Consider the following 21,394-nt stretch of genomic DNA (forward strand, 5'->3'; position numbering starts at 1 on the left):
AAGAGAGGAATATCCCTTCTTCTTTTTACTAATGTGCTCGCCAATTTGAGGCAAGCATTACTCGTGCCGCAGAACAAAAAACGCTCAGTTAAAATCCTATTATCCATGCGGTTAATGTCACGCAACACAGGTTTAACATCCCTAATGTTAATGCTTGAGGGCCAAAACCTCGATGCCGTGATAGCAGTCACATAACCTATAAATTCTATGCCCTTAAGTGCATTACCGAAGCAAAAACCCAATTACATCAATTTTTCTGCCATGTGGCTCATCTACACTAACCCTACTACTTTTGGGGAGTTCTTTTTAAAGAGCGCCTCGTAATGACAATAACAAGCGGATTTCCGCAATCACACACTGGAGGATAACTGTGCAAATTATCACCACAGATATCGCAGTCATCGGCGCAGGCGGCGCTGGTCTTCGTACTGCTATTGCAGCGGCTGAAGCAAACCCAGACTTAGAAGTCGCTCTGATTTCTAAAGTTTATCCAATGCGCTCCCACACGGTCGCTGCAGAGGGTGGCTCAGCAGCAGTTATCAAGGATGAAGATAGCTTAGACAACCACTTCAACGACACTGTTGGCGGTGGTGACTGGCTATGTGAACAGGATGTTGTTGAATACTTTGTAGAGAACGCGACTCGCGAAATGATCCAAATGGAGCAATGGGGTTGCCCATGGAGTCGTAAAGAGAACGGTGAAGTCAACGTACGCCGCTTTGGTGGTATGAAGGTTGAACGTACTTGGTTCGCTGCAGACAAAACTGGCTTCCACATGCTTCATACGCTATTCCAGACATCAATGAAGTACAGCAACATCAAACGTTTTGATGAGTACTTTGTGGTGGATCTGCTTGTTGATGAAGGCGAAGTTCAAGGTCTGATTGCTATTCACATGTCTGAAGGCGAGCTTGTTACTATCAAAGCAAAATCTGTTGTTCTAGCAACAGGTGGCGCGGGCCGTGTTTACCACTGTAACACCAACGGCGGTATCGTAACGGGCGATGGTATGGCAATGGCTTACCGTCACGGCGTTCCTCTACGTGATATGGAATTCGTTCAATACCACCCAACCGGTCTTCCAGGCACAGGTATCCTGATGACGGAAGGTTGTCGTGGTGAAGGCGGTATCATCGTTAACAAGAATGGCTACCGTTACCTACAAGATTACGGCATGGGCCCTGAAACTCCAGTTGGCCAACCGAAGAACAAATACATGGAACTGGGTCCTCGTGACAAAGTTTCTCAAGCTTTCTGGCACGAACAACAGAAAGGCAACACCATCAAACACCCACTGGGTGACGTGGTGCACCTAGACCTTCGCCACCTTGGTGAAGAGTACCTACAAGAGCGTCTACCGTTCATCTGTGAGCTAGCAAAAGCTTACGTAAACGTGGACCCTGCAAAAGAGCCAATTCCAATTCGTCCAACCGTTCACTACACCATGGGTGGTATTGAAACGGACGGCGGATGTGAAACTCGCATTAAAGGCCTATTCGCGGTGGGTGAATGTGCGTCTGTTGGTCTTCACGGTGCAAACCGTTTAGGGTCTAACTCACTGGCTGAGTTCGTGGTATTTGGCCGCGTAGCGGGTGAAAACGCAGTGAAACGCGCAGCAGAATTCAAAGGTTGGAACGACGCGGCAATTGACGCGCAAGTCAAAGCCGTTGAAGAGCGCATCGCGAAACTGATGAACCAAGAAGGCGACGAAAACTGGGCAGAAATACGCACAGAAATGGGCCACACCATGGAAGCGGGCTGTGGTATATACCGCCAAGAAGATTTGATGCAAGCGACTATCGACAAAATCACTGAGTTGAAAGAACGCTACAAGCGCATCAGCATCAAAGACAAAGGTAAAGTGTTCAACACAGACCTTCTATACGCAATCGAAGTGGGTTACGGCCTAGAAGTCGCAGAAGCGATGGTTCACTCTGCGATTCTACGTAAAGAGTCGCGCGGCGCGCACCAACGTCTAGACGACGGTTGTACAGAACGTGATGACGTGAATTTCCTAAAACACTCACTTGCTTTCTACAAGCCAGAGTCAGCACCAAGTATCGATTACAGCAATGTGACCATCACTAAGTCACAGCCAAAAGCTCGTCTATACGGTGAAGCAGCAGAAAAAGCAGCGGCTGAAGAGAAGAACGCAGAGGAGCAAGCATAATGTCAGCAAATCGCATTCAAAAAGTAGACATCCTGCGTTACGACCCAGAGAAAGATGCAGAACCATACAAGCAAACATTCGAAGTCCCATTCGATGAAACCATGTCTGTACTTGACGCACTTGGTTACATCAAAGACCACCTAGACAAAGATCTGTCTTACCGTTGGTCTTGCCGTATGGCGATCTGTGGTTCTTGCGGCATCATGGTGAACAACGTACCGAAACTTGCTTGTAAGAGCTTCCTACGTGACTACCCAGACGGTGTGACTATCGAGCCTCTAGCGAACTTCCCAATCGAGAAAGACTTGATTGTTGATATGACGCCATTCATCGAGCGCCTAGAAGCAATCAAACCATACATCATTGGTAACGATCGTAAACCAGAAGACGGTACGAACTTGCAAACGCCAGAACAGATGGCGAAATACAAACAGTTTGCTGGCTGTATCAACTGTGGTCTGTGCTATGCCGCATGTCCTCAGTTTGGTCTTAACCCAGAGTTCATCGGTCCTGCTGCACTAACGCTAGCCCACCGCTACAACCTAGACAGCCGTGACAACGGTAAAGATGAGCGCATGAAGCTTATCAACGGTGAAAACGGTGCTTGGGGTTGTACGTTTGTTGGTTACTGTTCTGAAGTTTGTCCGAAGAACGTTGACCCAGCAGCGGCAGTAAACCAAGGCAAAGTGGAGTCTTCTATGGACTTCGTGATTGCTATGTTGAAACCTGATGGTTCACCAAAGAAAGTGGAGGCATAAGGATGAGCAATCGTAAACCTTACGTTCGTGAAGTAAAACGCACTTGGTGGAAGAACCATCCTTTCTACCGCTTCTACATGCTACGTGAAGCGACGGTGCTTCCGTTAATTCTATTCACTCTGTTCCTAACTTTCGGTTTAGGTTGCTTGGTGAAAGGTCCTGAAGCATGGCAAGGTTGGTTAGCGTTCATGGCGAACCCAATCGTAGTCGCAATCAACATCGTTGCACTACTCGGTAGCCTATTCCACGCTCAAACTTTCTTCAGCATGATGCCACAAGTAATGCCAATTCGTTTGAAAGGCAAACCAGTGGACAAGAAGATCATCGTATTGACTCAGTGGGCCGCGGTTGCGTTCATCTCACTGATCGTTCTCATCGTGGTGTAAGGAGCTGAGCAATGAAACCGAATTATAGTGTAAACACATCACCAAAACGTTCTGATGAGCCAATCTGGTGGGGTCTGTTTGGCGCAGGTGGTACTTGGTTCGCGATGATCACGCCAATCACGGTATTGGTGCTGGGCATCTTGGTCCCACTAGGCGTGATTGATGCAGAAGCGATGAGCTACGAGCGTGTCTCTGCATTCGCAACCAGCATCATCGGTGCGCTATTCATCATTGGCACGCTAGCATTGCCAATGTGGCATGCAATGCACCGTGTACACCACGGCATGCACGACCTTAAATTCCACACTGGTGTGATTGGTAAAATTGCATGCTATGCATTTGCAGGCCTCATCACTGCACTAGCAGTTATCTTTATCTTCATGATTTAAGAGACTGACCAAAAAAGAAAAAGCTGGCTAAATGCCAGCTTTTTTATTGCTTTGGGTTACCTATGATCTTTTTGCTTTTTAAGCTTTTGACCACCCATAATCTTATTGCTGTGCGACCTTCTTTGTCTGGTCCATAAGACCCAGAGCACCAAAGCCAGTAATCACATCTAGGTTTGTTTTCAAGCCCGTTTCGTCACTTCCACCAATGTAGTTTTGTGGCATCTGAACTTGGAAGTTTTGCAAATTGTTGTACAGCGAGTTCGCTACGTCTCGATTCAATTCTGCCAAGTAAACTTCACGGTTTGCTCCTAACGCTGCATACTTACCTTTTAGGACTTCAGATTCTGCGCGACCTTTCGCTAATATCGCTTTCGCTTCAAACTCAGCAGAAAGTGCGTTCGCTTTTTGAATCGCTAAGTTAGCCTCTGCGATAGCTAGCTCTTTCTCCTTCTCTACTTCAGCAAGTCGTTTGGTTTTTTCCACTTCAACGATTTCACGCTCTGCAATCTGACGTGCAACTTCCACTTCTTTTTGCTGAGCAATAATTGCGAGTTCTTTACCACGCTGGGCGTCTTGCACCTCACGTGTTCGTTGAATCTCTTTGCGTAACTGCTCGGTCTCTGCCTGTGCTTTCGACGTTTCTTGTTCCTGAATCGCGCGAATACGATCCGCCACTAAACGCTTTTTATCTGCCAATAGCTGATCTAATTGCTTTTCGGGCTGTGGGTCACCAATGGTCACCTGCGTCACTTGAATACCGTATTGTTGTAACGGATTGTCTTGACGAATCGGTTGCCCGGTTTTGTCTACGACAGGTACGGTTTTCCAAACCAGTTGATTGGTGCGCTGTAATTGGTTCGGATTGGCTTGATTCGCCCCAACAGGCGCAAGATCCAACTCTTCCACTTCAACCTGACGTCGCTCTGTTAGATAAATCCCCTCTCGTAACTGATCGCCAAGTTTCGATTTGAATTGGTTCAAACCACCTTGGAAAAACTCTTCACCCGTGTATTGGGTTGCGGTAATCACCGTTACGTTACGTGCGTTCTTTACAAGCAGCGCATCGATCAAGTTACTGTTGTTGCGGAACTCTTTGTGCATCTTCTTCACCGCTTCAGGGTCATTACTGAGCTTAAAGCGGAATGTTACGGGGATCTGACCAATATAGGTGTCGGCAAATCGAACCTGAATCGCATCAAGGCGTTGATAAAAATCTTCGCCCTTGCTGTTACCGAATGACACGGTGATCACTTGGTCATACTTGGTGATTTTGGACAGAAATGGCATGCGAAAATGAATGCCAGGTTCAGTAAACACATCCAACTCACCAGTAATATTATTCTGATGCACGTAGCTGTAACCCGCATCGGTCATCAGCACCGAGCTATTAATCGTTAAGCCTATTGCCAACAGCGGTACGCCAAATACGGCTGCTTTTAATCCTTTATGTAGTAACTGACGTCTTTCTTCCACCTTTAAACCCCTTCCTAAACCTCTGCTTTCCATTTTGTTCTCCTTTTTGGATTGTTACTGAGTTAAATCGATAAAAATCAGATTGCTATGCAACTCAGCGACAAGTACTAATGTATCAAAATGTTACATTAAGGAATAATCGACAGATTCATGGAATAAATAAGATTTTTACGAATAATACAAAATCATCAAAAATTTGCGGAGGATATCGATGTTTTACGCAGAGGGATTAAAAGAGAAGAGTCACAGGCAATAAAAAAGGCCGCCGAAGCGACCTTTCTAACAATCATATAAAGTGCTTACTTCACACGACCTACGTATTCAGCAGTACGAGTATCTACGCGAATCACTTCACCAATTGAGATGAACAGAGGAACGCGAACAACAGCGCCAGTTGATAGCGTCGCTGGTTTACCGCCAGTACCTTGAGTATCACCTTTCAGGCCTGGGTCTGTGTCTACAACTTCTAGCTCAACGAAGTTTGGTGGAGTAACAGTAATTGGGTTACCGTTCCAAAGTGTGATCATACAAGTGTTGTTTTCTACCAACCACTTAGCGTTTTCACCTACCGCTTTTGCATCCGCTGCGATCTGTTCAAACGTTTCACTGTTCATAAAGTGGTAGAATTCGCCGTCTGAATATAGATAATCTAGGTCGATATCCATTACGTCTGCCACTTCACAAGTGTCACCAGACTTGAATGTTTTCTCTAGCACTTTACCAGAAAGAAGTTTACGAATTTTAACACGGTTGAACGCTTGGCCTTTACCTGGTTTAACGTATTCGTTTTCCAGAATTACACAAGGCTCGTTATCAAGCATTAACTTAAGACCGCCTTTAAATTCATTGGTGCTAACTGTAGCCATTTTTTCCTCTTACATTCTTAGAGCTAAATTCAATGCCGCACATAATAACCCGAAAAGTCGAATCTGTTGAGCAAAACTGGCTCAAACAGTTGGCGAATGGGATCTCTGATCCTGCAAAATTGCTCGAAATACTGGAAATTGATCCTTCACCGTGGCAAGACGGGTTTGCCGCGCGCAAGCTGTTTGCACAGCGTGTACCGCAAAGTTTTGTCGATAGGATGGAGAAAGGCAACCCTAAAGACCCTCTTTTACGTCAGGTTTTACCACTGAGCGACGAATTTGAGGCGCATCCGGGTTACTCCAATGATCCATTGGAAGAGCAGGACAATGAAGTCCCTGGCCTGCTACACAAGTATCGCAACCGCGCCCTGATGATTGTCAAAGGTGGCTGCGCGGTAAATTGCCGTTACTGTTTTCGTCGTCACTTCCCTTATCAAGAGAACAAAAGCGGGAAACAAGCCTGGACCAAGTGCTTAGAGTACATGGCACAACAACCAGAGTTGAACGAAATCATCTTCTCAGGTGGTGATCCATTAATGGCAAAAGACGATGAGATTCATTGGCTTTTAGAGCACATTGCTCATATTCCTCACATCAAACGTCTGCGTATTCATAGCCGTTTACCTGTGGTGATTCCTGCTCGAGTCACTGATGAACTATGCCAACTGCTGCAAGCATCAAGGTTACAAATCATCCTCGTCACTCACATCAACCATGCTAACGAAATCAATGACGAATTTGCTGAACAGATGTTCAAGCTCAAAAGAGCGGGCGTTACGCTTCTAAACCAAGGCGTTCTGCTGAAAGGCGTGAATGATTCGGTAGAAGCTCAAGTGGCATTAAGTGAGGCCTTATTTGACGCGGGTATCTTGCCTTATTACCTCCACGTTCTTGATAAGGTGCAAGGCGCAGCGCACTACTTTATTTCGGACGAAGAAGCGAGAGCTATTATGCGCGGACTCATCACGCGTGTATCGGGTTATCTGGTGCCAAAACTCACACGAGAAATTGGTGGCAGGCCAAGTAAAACGCCGTTGGATTTGCATTTAGAATAAGCTCCAACGCTCAATTAAATTTGTCGTCTAGATTGATTATTTTTGTTCGCTTTGCACGGTAAGTCTATGCATACTCCGCACTTTTGGAGGTCAAGATGCATACTGCATTCGAACAAATTTTCGATCTTGGCCCATTCAGTTGGCCTGCCCTACTATGCTGCGCCATTAATGGGCTCATGATCGGTATAGAGCGCCAAACTCGTGGTAAACCGGTTGGCATTCGCACAGCAATACTAATTATTTCAGGCACCTACCTGTTTATGTCGATGGCCGTGTCGTTATCGCCAAATACACTTGATCAAGCACGAGTGCTTGGTCAGATCATTACTGGCGTCGGCTTCTTAGGCGCTGGCGTTATGATGACACTTGATGGAAAAATCCATGGCGTAACATCCGCGGCTGTAATATGGGTGCTAGCAGGTTTAGGTTTGATGATAGGTTTGGGTTATTTAACGCAGTCGGTGGTTATTACTCTCCTGACATTAACCGTGTTGTTAGGTGTGGATAAAGCAGAAAACCACATCAAAGCATTACGCCGCGGTGTTCATCAAAGAATTCAACAACGCAAAACTTCATCACGATTAATTAAATAGTTAACGCTCCGAGAAACTCGCTTCATCCCATCTGTAATTAAAAAGCCCTCGACGAACATCGAGGGCTTTCTGTATATAAAGATTCTGACTTTCTCAGGGATTACTTAGCAAAGTTGATGAGTGGGAAACACTTGAAGAAACCGTTATCCGCACAGTTCAAAAGACCAATTTGCACGCCATCGATTTGATCGGTCATGTTGAAGAAACCAAACTGGAAATTAGACTTCTTAGAGATACTCGCTAAGCCCACATCCGCCATGGTGTAGCCTTCAGAATAGTTCACCGCGCTCCAGTTCAAGCCTTTTACGTTGTTCGTAATGTTAACAGCACCCAAGTTAACACCCGTCGTCTGACCTTGGTTCCAGTTAACTAAGCCTAAAGACGCGCCTTTCATTTCTTGATTTACTTTTGCTGCACCAAAAAACAGACCGAAGTTCACACCTGTCGTACGATCCGTTTCTGACATACCAAGCAGTGAAAAGTCGACACCTTTAACCTCATTTACCTGCCCATGCAACACAGCTAAACGAACGCCACCTACTGAAGAATTAGAGGGTGCGTTTGTGTTATCGATAGTAGAGAACATCACAGGTGTACTGTCGGCAAAAGCAACAGGTGATGCGATAGCGGCTGCAACCGCCAATGACGTCATAAGCTTTTTCATTTTCATCTCCATGATGGGAAGCAACAATTTACAACATAGTGTAATGTTCAGATTTTGCTCTGTCCCCGTTCAAAAAGTGTTAGCAATAGGTCAGATTTAACCATCTGACTCAAAAGAAAAAATATTTCTCTTCGATTTTTTGCTTCTGAAATGGCGCTTTTTACGCTCAAAAGTTTCATGATAAGCCACACCAGAACGTCATGTTTCTCAGGTGACACGCATAAAAAAGTCGAGGCATCTGCCTCGACTTTTAAGGGTTTGGTCGGTTATCTTTCCGCTATAAGGTTTCCCTAGAGCGATGAGATAAGCTGGCTTACATCATGCCGCCCATACCGCCCATGCCACCCATGCCGCCCATGTCAGGCATCGCTGGCGCGTCTTTTTGCGGTAGGTCAGTAACCATCGCTTCAGTTGTGATCATCAGACCTGCAACCGATGCTGCGAATTGTAGTGCAGAACGAGTAACTTTAGTTGGATCTAGGATACCCATTTCTAGCATGTCGCCGTATTCGCCTGTTGCCGCGTTGTAGCCGTAGCTACCTTCACCCGCTTTCACGTTGTTCGCAACAACTGAGTCTTCCTCACCTGCATTCTTCGTGATTTGACGGATTGGCGCTTCCATTGCACGTAGTGCAACGCGGATACCAACGTTTTGTTCTTCGTTGTCACCTGTTAGGTGAGCAATCTTAGATGCCGCGCGGATAAGTGCAACACCACCACCAGCAACAACACCTTCTTCAACCGCTGCGCGAGTTGCGGCTAGCGCATCTTCTACACGGTCTTTCTTCTCTTTCATTTCAACTTCAGTCGCTGCACCGACTTTGATTACTGCAACACCGCCAGCCAGTTTAGCAACGCGCTCTTGTAGTTTCTCTTTGTCGTAGTCTGAAGTTGCGTCTTCGATTTGTTGACGAATCTGAGCAACACGGCCAGAGATCATCTCTTCTTCACCGATACCATCGATGATAGTCGTGTTTTCCTTTGTGATAGAAACACGCTTCGCTTGACCTAGATCTTCTAGTGCAACTTTTTCTAGCTCTAGACCGATCTCTTCAGAAATCACAGTACCGCCAGTTAGGATAGCGATGTCTTGTAGCATTGCTTTACGGCGGTCACCGAAACCAGGTGCTTTTACAGCTGCAACTTTTACGATGCCACGCATGTTGTTCACAACCAATGTTGCTAGCGCTTCGCCTTCTACATCTTCTGCAATGATAAGCAGTGGACGAGATGCTTTCGCGACAGCTTCTAGCGTTGGAAGAAGCTCACGAATGTTTGAGATCTTCTTATCAACAAGAAGAATGAATGGGTTTTCTAGATCAACACTGCCTGATTCTTGGTTGTTGATGAAGTAAGGAGACAGGTAACCGCGGTCGAACTGCATCCCTTCTACTACGTCTAACTCGTCTTGTAGCGCCTGACCTTCTTCAACCGTGATAACGCCATCACGACCCACACGCTCCATTGCTTCTGCAATGATATTACCTACGCTTGCGTCTGAGTTTGCAGAGATAGTACCAACCTGCGCGATCGCTTTTGTGTCGTTACATTCAACAGAAAGCTCTTTTAGTTGCTCAACTGCCGCTGCAACAGCTTTGTCGATACCGCGCTTAAGATCCATTGGGTTCATGCCCGCTGCGACTGCTTTTAGACCTTCGTTAACGATAGATTGCGCTAGTACCGTTGCTGTTGTTGTACCGTCACCCGCTGCGTCGTTTGCTTTAGACGCAACTTCTTTAACCATTTGTGCGCCCATGTTCTGGAATTTATCTTCCAGCTCGATTTCACGCGCTACTGATACACCATCTTTAGTGATAGTCGGTGCACCAAAAGATTTGTCTAGAACGACATTACGTCCTTTAGGACCCAGTGTTACTTTTACTGCGTCAGCCAGAACGTTTACACCTTCCAGCATTTTAACTCGTGCGTCATTACCAAATTTAACGTCTTTAGCAGCCATCTTTGATTTCCTTTCTAAAATTCTTTGTGTGTAATTTCGTAATTGAATCTGAGCAAAAAATTACTCAATGATTGCTATTATTCAACGATCGCCATGATGTCGTTTTCAGACATGACAAGCACTTCTTTACCGTCGATTTTTTCAGTTTTTGTACCGTAACCTTCAGCGAAGATAACGGTATCACCGACTTTAACGTCTAGTGGCAGTACGGTGCCGTTTTCTAGGATGCGGCCTTTACCCACAGCTAGAACAACACCGCGAGTCGATTTTTCTGCAGCAGAACCAGTCAGAACGATGCCACCAGCAGACTTAGATTCAACTTCTTTACGTTCAACGATAACTCGGTCATGTAATGGACGAATGTTCATCGGTCGTCTCTCCTGAAAATTTCCATGTTTATTTGATAATTGTCCTTAGGGACTGTAGCCCCAGACACGTGATCCCTATATAAGGGGTCGAAGCAGCGATCCCAAGGGGGTGGCACAAAATTTTTGTGACTTAGTTAAAATAACGAACAACTAGGCAACGGTTTGCGTTAGAAATGCTCACTCGCTCGGCATCTCGCTTTCTTGTATCCTTGCAGTTTGCTCACCAGATAGTTGTCACACATGCAGGAAAATAACAAGCTGGAACCCCAAGCGAACGATAAGCATGGTTTGTTGACCGCACCCATTCCTGAAACGCTGCGGAAAATGACCGTACCCATGACCATGGGCATGATCGCAATTTTGATGTTTAACTTGGTGGACACGTTTTTTATCTCGTTGCTTGGCACTCAAGCGCTAGCAGCTATCAGCTATACCTTCCCTGTAACCTTTGCGGTTAACTGCATTACGATGGGGATTGGGATGGGACTATCGACCAATATTGGTCGCTTGCTTGGGCAAGGTCATGCACCACAAGCTGCTCGGTTCACCACCCACGGTTTGTTGTTAGCCGTGTTACTTGTGGCTATCGCGTCTTCTATTGGCTTTACCACCATTGCGCCATTGTTTCGTTTTCTTGGTGCGTCTGATGATCTCATCCCTCTTATTGAGCAATATATGCAGGTCTGGTATCTCACCATTCCTCTGCTAGTGATCCCAATGGCGGGCAACAGTGCTATCCGAGCTACTGGCGACACAAAAACACCAGCAAAAGTCATGATGTTGGCTGGTTTGATTAATGGCATGCTCGATCCATTGTTGATTTTCGGTTATGGCCCTTTTCCGGAACTTGGCATTCAAGGCGCAGCCATAGCAAGTGCCTTTAGCTGGTTAGGTGCTTTGTGTGGCTCATTCTATGTGCTAATTAAACGGGAAAAATTGCTTGCTCAACCCCAATGGGCTTTGCTGAAACAAGACTGGCAACAGACACTAAAAATTGGTACCCCTGCTGCGCTATCAAACGCGATGAATCCGTTGTCCGGTGCCATTCTGATGATGCTGTTATCCAACCATGGTACAGCGGCGGTTGCTGCTTACGGCGCAGCGCAGCGTATTGAGTCTATATTGATTTTAGTATTGATGTCGCTGACCTCTGCCCTCACACCGTTTATGGCACAAAATTTAGGAGCCAAACAACCGCAACGAGCCTTTTCCGGTTTATTTATTAGCATGCGTTTTGCAGTGGTATTCCAAGGGTTTATCTTCTTGATGATGGTACCGCTGAGCATTCCTCTGGCTGCGCTATTTTCTCAGGAAGATGCAGTGAAAAACCTGCTTTGGCATTATTTACTGGTGGTGCCATTTAGTTATGGCTTCCAAGGCATCGTAATGATGTTAGTCAGTGGTTTGAATGCGATGCACAAGCCATTGCGTGCATTCCAGTGGAGCTTTATGCGGCTGTTCATTTTTACCTTGCCATCGGCGTGGATCGGGAGCCAAATCTACAGCATTGAAGGCTTGTTTATCGGTATCGCGGTTGGAAATACGTTGGGTGGGCTACTGGGCTACTTGTTTGCGCTGCGCGAGCGAAAATTAACGCTCATAGAGCAGAGCAGCGTGTCTTAACACTCGTCTATCACTAGTTTCTTTTTGTTGATTCTCAAATACAAAAAAACCGCGGAAAGCCGCGGTTTTGTTTATCTATTTCAAGCTTGCTTAGAACAACTCTTCAGCAACTTTGTATAGATCGTTGCGTACTGGACGCTTCATGTTTTCGATTGCGTCGATGATATCGTGGTGAACAAGTTGCTCTTTCACGATACCTACACAACGACCACCATGACCTTCGATCAATAGGTGAACAGCGTAGTTACCCATACGAGATGCTAGTACGCGGTCAAATGCAGTTGGACGACCACCACGTTGGATGTGACCAAGTACTGTTGCACGAGTTTCACGACCTGTCGCGGCTTCGATGTCACGTGCTAGTTCATTAGCATCCATCATTAGCTCAGTAAGCGCGATGATCGCGTGTTTCTTACCTTTAGCGATACCATCTTGGATGTTGCTGATCAGCTTGTCTTTGTCTAGACCAGTTTCCGGAGTGATGATGTATTCACAACCGCCCGCAATTGCAGACATCAGAGTCAAATCACCACAGTGACGGCCCATGATTTCTACAATTGAAATGCGTTGGTGAGATGAAGAAGTATCACGTAGACGGTCGATTGCATCGATAACGGTGTTTAGTGCACTTAGGTAGCCCACAGTGTAATCCGTACCTGCGATATCGTTGTCGATTGTGCCCGGAAGACCGATACATGGGTAACCCATTTCAGTCAGTTTCTTCGCACCCATGTACGAACCATCACCACCGATTACCACTAGTGCATCGATACCATGTTTTTTCAGGTTCTCAATCGCTTTTTCACGAACTTCCACTTGTTTAAATTCAGGGAAACGTGCAGAACCTAGGAACGTACCACCTTTGTTGATCACATCTGAAACGCTAGAACGATCTAGCTTCTCGATGCGGCCTTCGTATAGGCCTAGGTAGCCGTCGTACACACCGAAAACTTCCAATCCTTCGGATAGTGCTGTACGTACTACGCCGCGTATCGCAGCGTTCATACCAGGTGCGTCACCGCCACTTGTTAAAACACCGATCTTCTTAATCATGCTCACCCTCGATCTTTGGCAATCAATTATTTAATTTTCTTTTAGGCCCCTTGTTACCAAGCAACCTGCATAATCCAGAACTGTGCGTTATGTTACATTTCCTCTACAGGATTACCAATGAAAACGCACTTTTTTATGTAACTTTTCTACTTATGTAAGAGTATTACAGTTTCTCTATGAAACTTTGTTGATTCATATCAGGATCACGAATCTTAATAAGTATTGATGGAAAGATAGTCAATAAGTACCTGTTTGTCGTCGGGCACTGATGGATTTTTCAAGCCTACCAATCTTGCGCTTTCTGCTCTTTCTCTGGTCCGAAAACGACAGACAATGGATCTTGATGGATCAATACATCCGCATCAGGAAACAGAGCCAATAAATTATCTTCCACTTTATCAGCGATGTAATGCGCCTCAATTAATCGTAAGTTATCGTCTAGCTCTAAATGCAACTGTATAAAGCGCGTCGGTCCTGACATTCGCGTGCGTAACTGATGCACGCCCAATACCCCTTTTACGCTCAAACAAGCTTGGTTAATTTGCTCAAGCTCTTCATCGGGCAACTTTCTATCAAGTAAGGTTTGAATCGCTTCGCTGACCATTTTGAAAGCGCTATAAAGAATGAAGACACCAATACCAATCGCAAACACAGCATCCGCTTGAGTCACTCCAAAATAACTGAGCCCCAGAGCCACCATGATCGCAGCATTCATATACAAGTCAGTCTGATAATGCAGAGAATCCGCCGCTATTGCTTGGCTCCCCGTCATGCGAACCACATGTTTTTGGAACATCACCAAGCCAAGTGTGACCACAATCGCAAACAGCGATACATACACACCTAACTCCGGTGCGTGTAAAGCATGCGGGCGGAAAAATCGGTCAATCCCGTTAAGAATCAAAAATACTGCCGAGCCCGAAATAAACATTGCTTGGGCTAGGGCCGCTAAGGACTCAGCTTTACCATGTCCAAACGTATGTTCGCGGTCTGCCGGTTGTAAGGCGTAACGAACCACCACAAGATTCACAACCGAAGCCGCGATATCTAACATGGAGTCAATCAATGACGCCAATAAGCTCACTGAGCCGGTTACCCACCACGTGATGACTTTTACTATCAGAAGAAGCGTCGCCACAATGGTTGCAGTCCAAGCGGCGGTCGTAACTAAACGTGCGTATTGCTGTTTCATAATCAAAGAGTTAACTAAAACCATACGTTGAGTATATTGAATGACCATGAAATAACCAGATCAAAAAGAGGCAACCAATGGCTGCCTCTTTATATAACATCAATTCATGACTTAATTATTGCGCGACTTTTCCATGCGCTTGTGCATTCTGTCGCCACACTCTTGCATACGTTCATTTTGTAGCTCAACAAATTTCGCTTTCTGCTCAGGTGTTAATACGCTAAGCATTTGGTGCTTTCTTTCTAGCATTTGCACGCGACGTTCCGTTTGGCGCTCAACCATCTCTTTTGCTAATTCGCTAGCTTGAGCTTCATCAAAGTTATCCGCCAGCAAAAGCGATTGTACTTTTGCGTGATGCGCTTGACGCTCAGCCATACGTGCTTCTTTGCCATCAGCGAATTTTGCTTTCATTTCTGCTTTGTTTACTTCACGCATTTCTTTTAGCTGATCTTTTTGTGCATCAGTCAGGTCTAGTTGACGCATGACACCTCGGTCCATACCCATGCCGCATTCGTCACGAGGGCCTTTATGATGGTTTTTACCACCGTAAGCGAATGCGCTTGCGGCGCCAAGAGTAAGAGGTAGAACAACAGCAGCTAACACAAGTTTTTTTGCAGACTTCATAATACGATTCCTTACACAGGTGAGTGGTTCTTCTGAGCTGTTCTCACAGCGCTTGAGTATAGAATACGACCCGCTAGGTAAAGCGACGTATAGGGAGCGTAAAGAATCGTAAAGAGTGATTTTTCTCCTCTTCGTTGCGCATCATTCCAATGTAATATTAGGCTATCGGTAACTTACTATAGGTGCCCCCATGGCAAACATTCTTTTAATCGATGACGATATCGAGCTAACCAGCTTATTAAAAGAAGTACTCAGTTTCGAAGGGTTTGACGTCAGCGAAGCAAATGACGGTGAAGCCGGCTTAGCCGCGATCAATGATAAGATTGATTTGATTTTGTTGGATGTCATGATGCCAAAACTCAATGGCATGGAAACGCTGAAACGCTTACGTGAAAATTGGGAAACTCCCGTCTTGATGCTGACCGCTAAAGGGGAAGAAATTGATCGCGTGATCGGCTTGGAACTGGGCGCGGATGATTATTTACCAAAACCTTTTAGTGACCGAGAGCTGTTGGCGCGTATCCGTGCGATTTTACGCCGCACTAGCAGCACACAAAAAAATACCAAAAACAGCGATTGCATTGAGTATCAAGAAATCCGCCTCTATCCCGGTAAGCAAGAAGCGTATTGTGAGCAACAGCTACTCGACCTCACGGCAACCGAGTTTGCGCTACTCACCCACTTCGTACAAAACCCAGGACAAGTGCTGACCAAAGAGACACTGAGCTTAGATGTGCTTGGTAAACGACTCGCTGCTTTTGATCGCGCTATCGATATGCATGTCTCGAACTTACGTAAAAAATTACCAGATCAAAGCAATGGCAAGCCGCGAATTAAAACCCTGCGTGGTCGTGGCTACATGCTGCTTGAGGAGGATTAATGCACCTATCACGCATCAAACTGCCAAACATCAATAGCCTGTATGGACGCATCTTTGCCATTTTTTGGTTCACCATGTTATTAGTATTGATAGCCGTGCTATCACTGCCACATTTGGACCCACGCAAAGCTCGCGATATTCCAGAAGAACACTACAAACGTATGGTAGAAACGCGTGACTCAATCCAACAAAAATACAGCCAGCAAACTGATTTAGGCCGCATACTTTTTCGTATCGAGGGCAACCGCCACGGCAAGCACGACCCTCGCCCACGAGTCTTTTTTTCTGACTACAGCGGTAATGTTCTTACGACAGAAAAACGCAGCAATTTTCAATTGCGTGCCATGCAAAACTTTGTCACCAGTATCGAAGATTACAATAATCCAAAGCAGAAGCTGTATGGTCGATACATGATTGCGGGCCCAATTCCTATCACTTTGGCAGGTTCCGATATCTTGATGTACGTGGGCTTCAAGTGGAATGAGCCACCACCTCTACTCCTGCGTCTGTTTGATCACCCATTCCAGCTCTTGCTTGCGGTCATGCTGGTTAGTACACCATTGCTGTTATGGCTTGCTTGGGCTTTGAGTCAGCCTGCACGTCGTCTTGAAGCCGCTGCTCAACGTGTGGCGAAAGGTGAATTTGTCACAGACCCAAATTTAGAAAAAGGTACGGCGGAATTTCGTCAAGCAGGCAGCAGCTTCAACCAGATGGTCGAAGCGGTTAATCAAATGATTTCAGGACAACAACGTTTGCTATCCGATATCTCTCACGAGCTGCGCTCACCTTTAACTCGTCTGCGCATGGCAAGCGCATTAGCGACGCGTAAACAAGGCGAAAGCCCAGAACTGACTCGTATCGATACCGAAGCGCAGCGCTTGGAACAGATGATCAGCGAACTATTAGAGCTTTCTCGCATGCAGGCGAACAGTCATATGACTCGCGAAACACAGCCACTAGAAAGTTTATGGGAAGAAATCATTAAAGATGCGCAGTTTGAAGCAGAGCAAATGGGCAAACAGCTACACTATTCAGAATTACCTAAGCGCAATATTTCCGGTAACCCTAAACTGCTGATGAGTGCGGTGGAAAATATCGTTCGTAACGCCATTTACTACGGAAAAGATGAGGTACAAATCGACATCAAAGCCGATGACGATACGCTTCGTATCACGGTTGACGATAATGGAGAAGGTGTACCAGAAGAGGAACTAGCCGCGATTTTTCGCCCGTTCTATCGCGTTTCAACGGCACGCGATCGCCACTCTGGCGGCACAGGTCTCGGCCTAACCATTACCGAAAGTGCCATTCGCCAGCACAGTGGCACGATCGCAGCCAGCCGAAGTCCTTTAGGCGGATTGCGCATGAGTATCACCTTACCGATCAATTGTTAGTCTCAATTTGATGAACTAACAATAATTCGCACCATATTTCTAGAGTGAGTGATTCACAGCCCCACCCTCACTTTAGAAATTGGTGAGGTCTTCTTAGAATACCCTTACAAAGATCAAAGTTGATAATAATTATCGTTAGCATTAAAGTGAATTTTCCAATTAAGGAGGATTTACTATGTCACATACATTTCCCGCTCTGCCTTACCCGTACGATTCGCTAGAGCCGTACATCGACGCGAAAACCATGGAAGTGCATTACAGCAAACACCACAAGACGTACTTTGATAAGTTTGTAAATGCCGTTGAAGGGAGCGAGCTCGAAACTCAGTCATTAGACGAGATCTTTGACAATATCTCTAAGCTCAGCCCTGCGGTACGTAATAATGGTGGCGGCTATTACAACCACATCATTTATTGGAATTGCATGTCACCAAACGGTGGCGGAGAGCCTCAAGGCGCGCTTGCTCAAGCAATTAACGATAAATTTGGTAGCTTTGAGCAATTTAAAGAAGCGTTTGCCCAAGCAGCCATCAATACCTTTGGGTCTGGCTTTGCATGGCTGATCGTAAAAGATGGTGAGATTCACATTACGTCCACCAGTAATCAAGACAACCCTCTGATGGATGTAGTGGATGTGCGCGGTGAACCAATCCTCGCATTAGACGTGTGGGAGCACGCGTATTACATCAGCTACCAAAACCGTCGCCCAGAATATATTGATGCGTGGTGGAACGTCGTCAACTGGCGAGCAGTTGAAGAAAACTATGCTCACGCTCTCTTATAAAGAGCATCGCTACTTACGGTATTAACATCCGCGCTAATGCCTGCTTTCATACCCAGGTCAATCTTGCTGAATCTCGCATATCTCGGTGACTTGGGTATATACTGCCCCTCTCTTTGACCAACTCTATTTCAATACCATGTTTGATATCGCTTTATACGAACCAGAAATCGCGCCGAACACCGGCAACATCATTCGACTATGCGCCAACTGCGGTGCAAACCTTCACTTAATTGAACCTCTGGGTTTCGATCTTGAAGAGAAAAAAGTCCGCCGCGCTGGTTTGGATTACCATGATTTAGCTCGCGTAACGCGCCATAAAAACTATCAAGCGTTCTTAGAATATTTAGAGAAAGAGAGGCAAGGTAACTACCGATTGTTTGCCTGCACCACCAAAACCACAGGTCACCACGTTGATGCACAATACCAAACGGGTGATGTTTTGATGTTTGGTCCAGAAACTCGTGGTTTGCCTGCTGAAATCATCGATAGCTTGCCAATGGAGCAGCGTATTCGCATTCCAATGATGCCGGACGCACGCAGCCTAAACCTTTCTAATGCCGTTGCGATCATTGCTTTTGAAGCATGGCGTCAAATGGGCTTTGAAGGCGCATTGTAAGCAGCACGAATTCCAAATACAGAAAAGGGCGCTTGGTGCGCCCTTTTGTTTTCTTTACTGACTAACTCAATCAGTTGAGCTTGTTGCGATCATCATCGTCTTTACGCTCGTATTCCCCTTCGAAGGTCTTGCCATTATCTGACTGGGAATCAAATGGGTCACGACGGAACGGGTCTTGCTCAAATGGCCCCTGGTTAGAGAAACCACCTTGGAAGCCACCGCCATGCATGGTTTTCACCACCATTTTGCTCATCAAGTATTTAGCTATCGCGGCGCGTGGCGCAGGAAGCAACACCAACATACCAAGGGCATCGGTCATAAAGCCCGGGGTTAACAGTAACACGCCAGCCACCGCTAGCATTACGCCTTCAAAAATTTGCTGGGCTGGAATTTCACCTTGTTCAAGACGCCCCTGTACTGACATCAGTGTTTGTATACCTTGGCTACGAACCAACGATGCACCAACAAATGCCGTGATTAAGACTAGTGCAATGGTCGGCCATAAACCTAAAAAACCGCCCACCTGAATAAATAAGCCGATTTCAATGATCGGAACAAAAATAAACGCTAATAATAAGATAGGAAACACACGCCCTCCTTTGTTTAATTCAGTGTAATGGTAAAAGCAGACTAAGCTCAAACGAATCGTTGTAAAAAAGCGTGTTCATACTGGTCTCCTTCTCTTTTAGACAAAGTAGCGGGAGCGCGTTTCATTCAATTGCATACCGATTTTTTCGTGCTTTTAAAGTGCTAATTTCGAACTCTAAAAACTCATGTTTGTCGAGGAAAATCGAGTACCCATAAAGGGTTATTAATAACCCGTTCATACTTTGCAAATTATTGACTCATGAAAAACGAAAAAGGTGATCTAGTTACTATTTTTATGCGCTAGGTGCAGTATCATGTGCCACATAAGTCAGGACGGATTTTCCAGCCAAAAATTCTGATGAATGGATTCTAGATTGCAGAAATGGCTAATAAATAACTTTATTATCAGAATTATCATCTAAGGATCCTGCTATGGCTACCCTATCTGATGCTCCAAAAACAGCAAACCCAGCCACTCGTATTGAAGAAGATCTATTAGGTCAACGTCATGTCCCTGCAGATGCGTACTACGGTATTCATACGCTACGTGCGATCGAGAACTTCAACATCTCTAATATGACCATCTCTGACGTACCAGAATTTGTACGCGGCATGGTAATGACCAAAAAAGCAGCAGCGTTAGCAAACAAAGAACTTGGCGCTATTCCAAAAGACGTTGCAAACTACATCATCGAAGCGTGTGATTTGATCCTAGAAACTGGCAAGTGTATGGATCAGTTCCCATCAGACGTATTCCAAGGCGGTGCAGGCACTTCAGTTAACATGAACACGAACGAAGTGATCGCAAACGTTGCGCTTGAGTTGATGGGTAAAGAGAAAGGCCAATACGAATTTGTTAACCCAAATGACCATGTAAACAAGAGCCAATCAACCAACTGTGCGTACCCAACAGGTTTCCGTATTGCGGTATACAACAGCGTACACAAGCTAATGGAAGCAATTGAGTACCTAAAAGGCGCATTCGAACTTAAAGCCGTTGAGTTTAAAGATGTACTGAAAATGGGCCGTACTCAGCTTCAAGACGCAGTACCAATGACAGTAGGTCAAGAGTTCCATGCGTGGGCGGTAACACTAAACGAAGAGATTCGTGCTCTAGATTACACATCTAAACTCCTCCTAGAAATCAACCTAGGCGCAACCGCAATCGGTACTGGTCTAAATACACCAACTGGCTACCAAGCGCTTGCAGTAAAACACCTAGCGGAAGTAACAGGCCTTGACGTTGTTGCAGCAGAAGACCTTATCGAAGCAACGTCTGACTGTGGTGCATACGTAATGACTCACGGCGCGCTAAAACGCCTAGCAGTGAAACTATCGAAGATCTGTAACGACCTTCGTCTACTTTCTTCTGGTCCTCGTGCGGGTCTAAATGAATTGAACCTACCTGAAATGCAAGCAGGCTCTTCAATCATGCCAGCTAAAGTAAACCCAGTTATCCCAGAAGTAGTAAACCAAGTTTGCTTCAAAGTTCTCGGTAACGACAACACGGTTTCTTTCGCAGCAGAAGGCGGTCAGCTACAGCTAAACGTTATGGAACCTGTGATCGCACAAAGTGTGTTTGAGTCTATCTCTCTACTACACAACGCGTGTGTGAACCTACGTGATAAATGTATCGACGGCATCACTGTGAACAAAGAAGTTTGCGAAAACTACGTTTACAACTCTATCGGTATCGTCACTTACCTAAACCCATACATCGGCCACCACGAAGGTGACATCGTAGGTAAGATTTGTGCAGAAACTGGTAAAAGTGTTCGTGAAGTCGTGCTAGAGCGCGGTCTGCTTACAGCAGAGGAGCTTGATGAAATCTTGTCAGTAGAAAACTTCATGCATCCTACTTACAAAGCAAAACGTTACGAGTAATAACGAATCCGAAGGGGGCCACTCAGGCCCCTTTTTTAGGCTCTCATACGGTTAACCACATTTTTTATATGCTT

At 45.7% G+C, this 21,394-nt stretch carries 21 protein-coding genes; 12 read left to right on the top strand and 9 right to left on the bottom strand.

Annotated elements, in window-relative coordinates:
* The first annotated feature begins 370 nt into the window (after nt 1–370).
* From frdA to frdD, 4 genes are read left to right on the top strand one after another with little or no spacing between them, the layout of a single operon-like run.
* The gene (gene frdA, locus NL626_RS19960; protein WP_005381487.1) at nt 371–2,170 is read left to right on the top strand and encodes a fumarate reductase (quinol) flavoprotein subunit; all 1,800 of its coding nucleotides are present in this window, start codon (nt 371–373) and stop codon (nt 2,168–2,170) included.
* Complete coding sequence (locus NL626_RS19965; RefSeq protein WP_005381489.1) at nt 2,170–2,928, top strand: succinate dehydrogenase/fumarate reductase iron-sulfur subunit; 759 nt, start codon at nt 2,170–2,172, stop codon at nt 2,926–2,928. The genes frdA and NL626_RS19965 overlap by 1 nt, the downstream gene beginning before the upstream one ends.
* Before the next feature lie 2 nt (nt 2,929–2,930).
* Nucleotides 2,931–3,314 (top strand): fumarate reductase subunit FrdC, encoded by a 384-nt coding sequence (gene frdC, locus NL626_RS19970; protein WP_005381491.1) that lies wholly within the window; start codon nt 2,931–2,933, stop codon nt 3,312–3,314.
* An 11-nt stretch (nt 3,315–3,325) separates the two neighbouring features.
* Nucleotides 3,326–3,703 (top strand): fumarate reductase subunit FrdD, encoded by a 378-nt coding sequence (gene frdD, locus NL626_RS19975; RefSeq protein ID WP_005381493.1) that lies wholly within the window; start codon nt 3,326–3,328, stop codon nt 3,701–3,703.
* Nucleotides 3,704–3,805: 102 nt separating this feature from the next.
* Here the strand turns inward: frdD and NL626_RS19980 are convergent, their stop codons facing one another.
* Nucleotides 3,806–5,209, bottom strand: coding sequence for an SPFH domain-containing protein (locus tag NL626_RS19980; protein ID WP_005386397.1), 1,404 nt, complete (start codon nt 5,207–5,209; stop codon nt 3,806–3,808).
* Nucleotides 5,210–5,475: 266 nt separating this feature from the next.
* Nucleotides 5,476–6,042 carry an elongation factor P gene (gene efp, locus NL626_RS19985; RefSeq protein WP_005381500.1) on the bottom strand — a complete coding sequence of 189 codons (567 nt, stop codon included), beginning with the start codon at nt 6,040–6,042 and terminating at the stop codon, nt 5,476–5,478.
* 32 nt (nt 6,043–6,074) lie between these two features.
* On the opposite strand from efp, the gene epmB reads away from it, so the two are divergent.
* Together epmB and NL626_RS19995 are read left to right on the top strand one after the other, a co-directional pair.
* Nucleotides 6,075–7,097, top strand: a complete 1,023-nt coding sequence (gene epmB / locus NL626_RS19990) for an EF-P beta-lysylation protein EpmB (RefSeq protein ID WP_213968947.1) — start codon at nt 6,075–6,077, stop codon at nt 7,095–7,097.
* Nucleotides 7,098–7,192: 95 nt separating this feature from the next.
* The gene (locus NL626_RS19995; RefSeq protein ID WP_005381504.1) at nt 7,193–7,690 is read left to right on the top strand and encodes an MgtC/SapB family protein; all 498 of its coding nucleotides are present in this window, start codon (nt 7,193–7,195) and stop codon (nt 7,688–7,690) included.
* 100 nt (nt 7,691–7,790) lie between these two features.
* On the opposite strand, the gene NL626_RS20000 is transcribed toward NL626_RS19995, so the two are convergent.
* The 3 genes from NL626_RS20000 to NL626_RS20010 all read right to left on the bottom strand — a co-directional run bounded on the left by NL626_RS20000 (nt 7,791) and on the right by NL626_RS20010 (nt 10,682).
* Nucleotides 7,791–8,354, bottom strand: coding sequence for a hypothetical protein (locus NL626_RS20000; protein WP_005381507.1), 564 nt, complete (start codon nt 8,352–8,354; stop codon nt 7,791–7,793).
* Nucleotides 8,355–8,667: 313 nt separating this feature from the next.
* Nucleotides 8,668–10,314 carry a chaperonin GroEL gene (gene groL, locus NL626_RS20005; protein ID WP_005381509.1) on the bottom strand — a complete coding sequence of 549 codons (1,647 nt, stop codon included), beginning with the start codon at nt 10,312–10,314 and terminating at the stop codon, nt 8,668–8,670.
* A gap of 77 nt (nt 10,315–10,391) precedes the next feature.
* A complete protein-coding gene (locus NL626_RS20010) occupies nt 10,392–10,682 on the bottom strand; it encodes a co-chaperone GroES (RefSeq protein ID WP_005381516.1) in 291 nt (96 codons plus the stop codon).
* Nucleotides 10,683–10,922: 240 nt separating this feature from the next.
* Between NL626_RS20010 and NL626_RS20015 the strand changes: the two genes are divergently transcribed.
* Nucleotides 10,923–12,305: an MATE family efflux transporter gene (locus NL626_RS20015; RefSeq protein WP_213968949.1), complete on the top strand. Its 1,383-nt coding sequence runs from the start codon at nt 10,923–10,925 to the stop codon at nt 12,303–12,305.
* Between the two features lie 90 nt (nt 12,306–12,395).
* Here the strand turns inward: NL626_RS20015 and pfkA are convergent, their stop codons facing one another.
* The 3 genes from pfkA to NL626_RS20030 all read right to left on the bottom strand — a co-directional run bounded on the left by pfkA (nt 12,396) and on the right by NL626_RS20030 (nt 15,174).
* Nucleotides 12,396–13,358 carry a 6-phosphofructokinase gene (gene pfkA, locus NL626_RS20020; RefSeq protein ID WP_005381521.1) on the bottom strand — a complete coding sequence of 321 codons (963 nt, stop codon included), beginning with the start codon at nt 13,356–13,358 and terminating at the stop codon, nt 12,396–12,398.
* Between the two features lie 283 nt (nt 13,359–13,641).
* The gene (gene fieF / locus NL626_RS20025) at nt 13,642–14,550 is read right to left on the bottom strand and encodes a CDF family cation-efflux transporter FieF (RefSeq protein ID WP_253657675.1); all 909 of its coding nucleotides are present in this window, start codon (nt 14,548–14,550) and stop codon (nt 13,642–13,644) included.
* A 111-nt stretch (nt 14,551–14,661) separates the two neighbouring features.
* A complete protein-coding gene (locus NL626_RS20030) occupies nt 14,662–15,174 on the bottom strand; it encodes a CpxP family protein (RefSeq protein ID WP_213968950.1) in 513 nt (170 codons plus the stop codon).
* A 190-nt stretch (nt 15,175–15,364) separates the two neighbouring features.
* Here NL626_RS20030 and NL626_RS20035 point away from each other — a divergent pair, with 190 nt between their 5' ends.
* The 4 genes from NL626_RS20035 to trmL all read left to right on the top strand — a co-directional run bounded on the left by NL626_RS20035 (nt 15,365) and on the right by trmL (nt 18,848).
* A complete protein-coding gene (locus NL626_RS20035; RefSeq protein WP_005382384.1) occupies nt 15,365–16,054 on the top strand; it encodes a response regulator in 690 nt (229 codons plus the stop codon).
* Nucleotides 16,054–17,448, top strand: a complete 1,395-nt coding sequence (gene cpxA, locus NL626_RS20040) for an envelope stress sensor histidine kinase CpxA (RefSeq protein WP_054579327.1) — start codon at nt 16,054–16,056, stop codon at nt 17,446–17,448. Before NL626_RS20035 ends, cpxA begins: the two co-directional genes overlap by 1 nt.
* A 175-nt stretch (nt 17,449–17,623) precedes the next feature.
* Nucleotides 17,624–18,232 carry a superoxide dismutase gene (locus NL626_RS20045; protein WP_238843064.1) on the top strand — a complete coding sequence of 203 codons (609 nt, stop codon included), beginning with the start codon at nt 17,624–17,626 and terminating at the stop codon, nt 18,230–18,232.
* A 136-nt stretch (nt 18,233–18,368) separates the two neighbouring features.
* A complete protein-coding gene (gene trmL / locus NL626_RS20050) occupies nt 18,369–18,848 on the top strand; it encodes a tRNA (uridine(34)/cytosine(34)/5-carboxymethylaminomethyluridine(34)-2'-O)-methyltransferase TrmL (RefSeq protein WP_005386384.1) in 480 nt (159 codons plus the stop codon).
* A gap of 70 nt (nt 18,849–18,918) precedes the next feature.
* Here trmL and NL626_RS20055 read toward each other — a convergent pair whose 3' ends face one another.
* Nucleotides 18,919–19,437: an FxsA family protein gene (locus NL626_RS20055; protein WP_005386383.1), complete on the bottom strand. Its 519-nt coding sequence runs from the start codon at nt 19,435–19,437 to the stop codon at nt 18,919–18,921.
* A 431-nt stretch (nt 19,438–19,868) separates the two neighbouring features.
* Between NL626_RS20055 and aspA the strand changes: the two genes are divergently transcribed.
* Complete coding sequence (gene aspA / locus NL626_RS20060) at nt 19,869–21,320, top strand: aspartate ammonia-lyase (protein ID WP_005382379.1); 1,452 nt, start codon at nt 19,869–19,871, stop codon at nt 21,318–21,320.
* The last annotated feature ends 74 nt before the right edge of the window (nt 21,321–21,394 follow it).

The organism is Vibrio sp. Y58_MX_L22 (genome assembly GCF_024181865.1).
In the GTDB taxonomy this organism is placed as follows: Bacteria; Pseudomonadota; Gammaproteobacteria; order Enterobacterales; family Vibrionaceae; genus Vibrio; species Vibrio alginolyticus.

Excerpts from the sequence above, each read along its gene's own strand:
- NL626_RS19965 (WP_005381489.1), top strand. The coding sequence starts at position 2,170 with ATGTCAGCAAATCGCATTCAAAAAGTAGACATCCTGCGTTACGACCCA.
- frdC (WP_005381491.1), top strand. The coding sequence starts at position 2,931 with ATGAGCAATCGTAAACCTTACGTTCGTGAAGTAAAACGCACTTGGTGG.
- frdD (WP_005381493.1), top strand. The coding sequence starts at position 3,326 with ATGAAACCGAATTATAGTGTAAACACATCACCAAAACGTTCTGATGAG.
- NL626_RS19980 (WP_005386397.1), bottom strand. The coding sequence starts at position 5,209 with ATGGAAAGCAGAGGTTTAGGAAGGGGTTTAAAGGTGGAAGAAAGACGT.
- efp (WP_005381500.1), bottom strand. The coding sequence starts at position 6,042 with ATGGCTACAGTTAGCACCAATGAATTTAAAGGCGGTCTTAAGTTAATG.
- epmB (WP_213968947.1), top strand. The coding sequence starts at position 6,075 with ATGCCGCACATAATAACCCGAAAAGTCGAATCTGTTGAGCAAAACTGG.
- NL626_RS19995 (WP_005381504.1), top strand. The coding sequence starts at position 7,193 with ATGCATACTGCATTCGAACAAATTTTCGATCTTGGCCCATTCAGTTGG.
- NL626_RS20000 (WP_005381507.1), bottom strand. The coding sequence starts at position 8,354 with ATGAAAAAGCTTATGACGTCATTGGCGGTTGCAGCCGCTATCGCATCA.
- groL (WP_005381509.1), bottom strand. The coding sequence starts at position 10,314 with ATGGCTGCTAAAGACGTTAAATTTGGTAATGACGCACGAGTTAAAATG.
- NL626_RS20010 (WP_005381516.1), bottom strand. The coding sequence starts at position 10,682 with ATGAACATTCGTCCATTACATGACCGAGTTATCGTTGAACGTAAAGAA.
- NL626_RS20015 (WP_213968949.1), top strand. The coding sequence starts at position 10,923 with ATGCAGGAAAATAACAAGCTGGAACCCCAAGCGAACGATAAGCATGGT.
- pfkA (WP_005381521.1), bottom strand. The coding sequence starts at position 13,358 with ATGATTAAGAAGATCGGTGTTTTAACAAGTGGCGGTGACGCACCTGGT.
- fieF (WP_253657675.1), bottom strand. The coding sequence starts at position 14,550 with ATGAAACAGCAATACGCACGTTTAGTTACGACCGCCGCTTGGACTGCA.
- NL626_RS20030 (WP_213968950.1), bottom strand. The coding sequence starts at position 15,174 with ATGAAGTCTGCAAAAAAACTTGTGTTAGCTGCTGTTGTTCTACCTCTT.
- NL626_RS20035 (WP_005382384.1), top strand. The coding sequence starts at position 15,365 with ATGGCAAACATTCTTTTAATCGATGACGATATCGAGCTAACCAGCTTA.
- cpxA (WP_054579327.1), top strand. The coding sequence starts at position 16,054 with ATGCACCTATCACGCATCAAACTGCCAAACATCAATAGCCTGTATGGA.
- NL626_RS20045 (WP_238843064.1), top strand. The coding sequence starts at position 17,624 with ATGTCACATACATTTCCCGCTCTGCCTTACCCGTACGATTCGCTAGAG.
- trmL (WP_005386384.1), top strand. The coding sequence starts at position 18,369 with ATGTTTGATATCGCTTTATACGAACCAGAAATCGCGCCGAACACCGGC.
- aspA (WP_005382379.1), top strand. The coding sequence starts at position 19,869 with ATGGCTACCCTATCTGATGCTCCAAAAACAGCAAACCCAGCCACTCGT.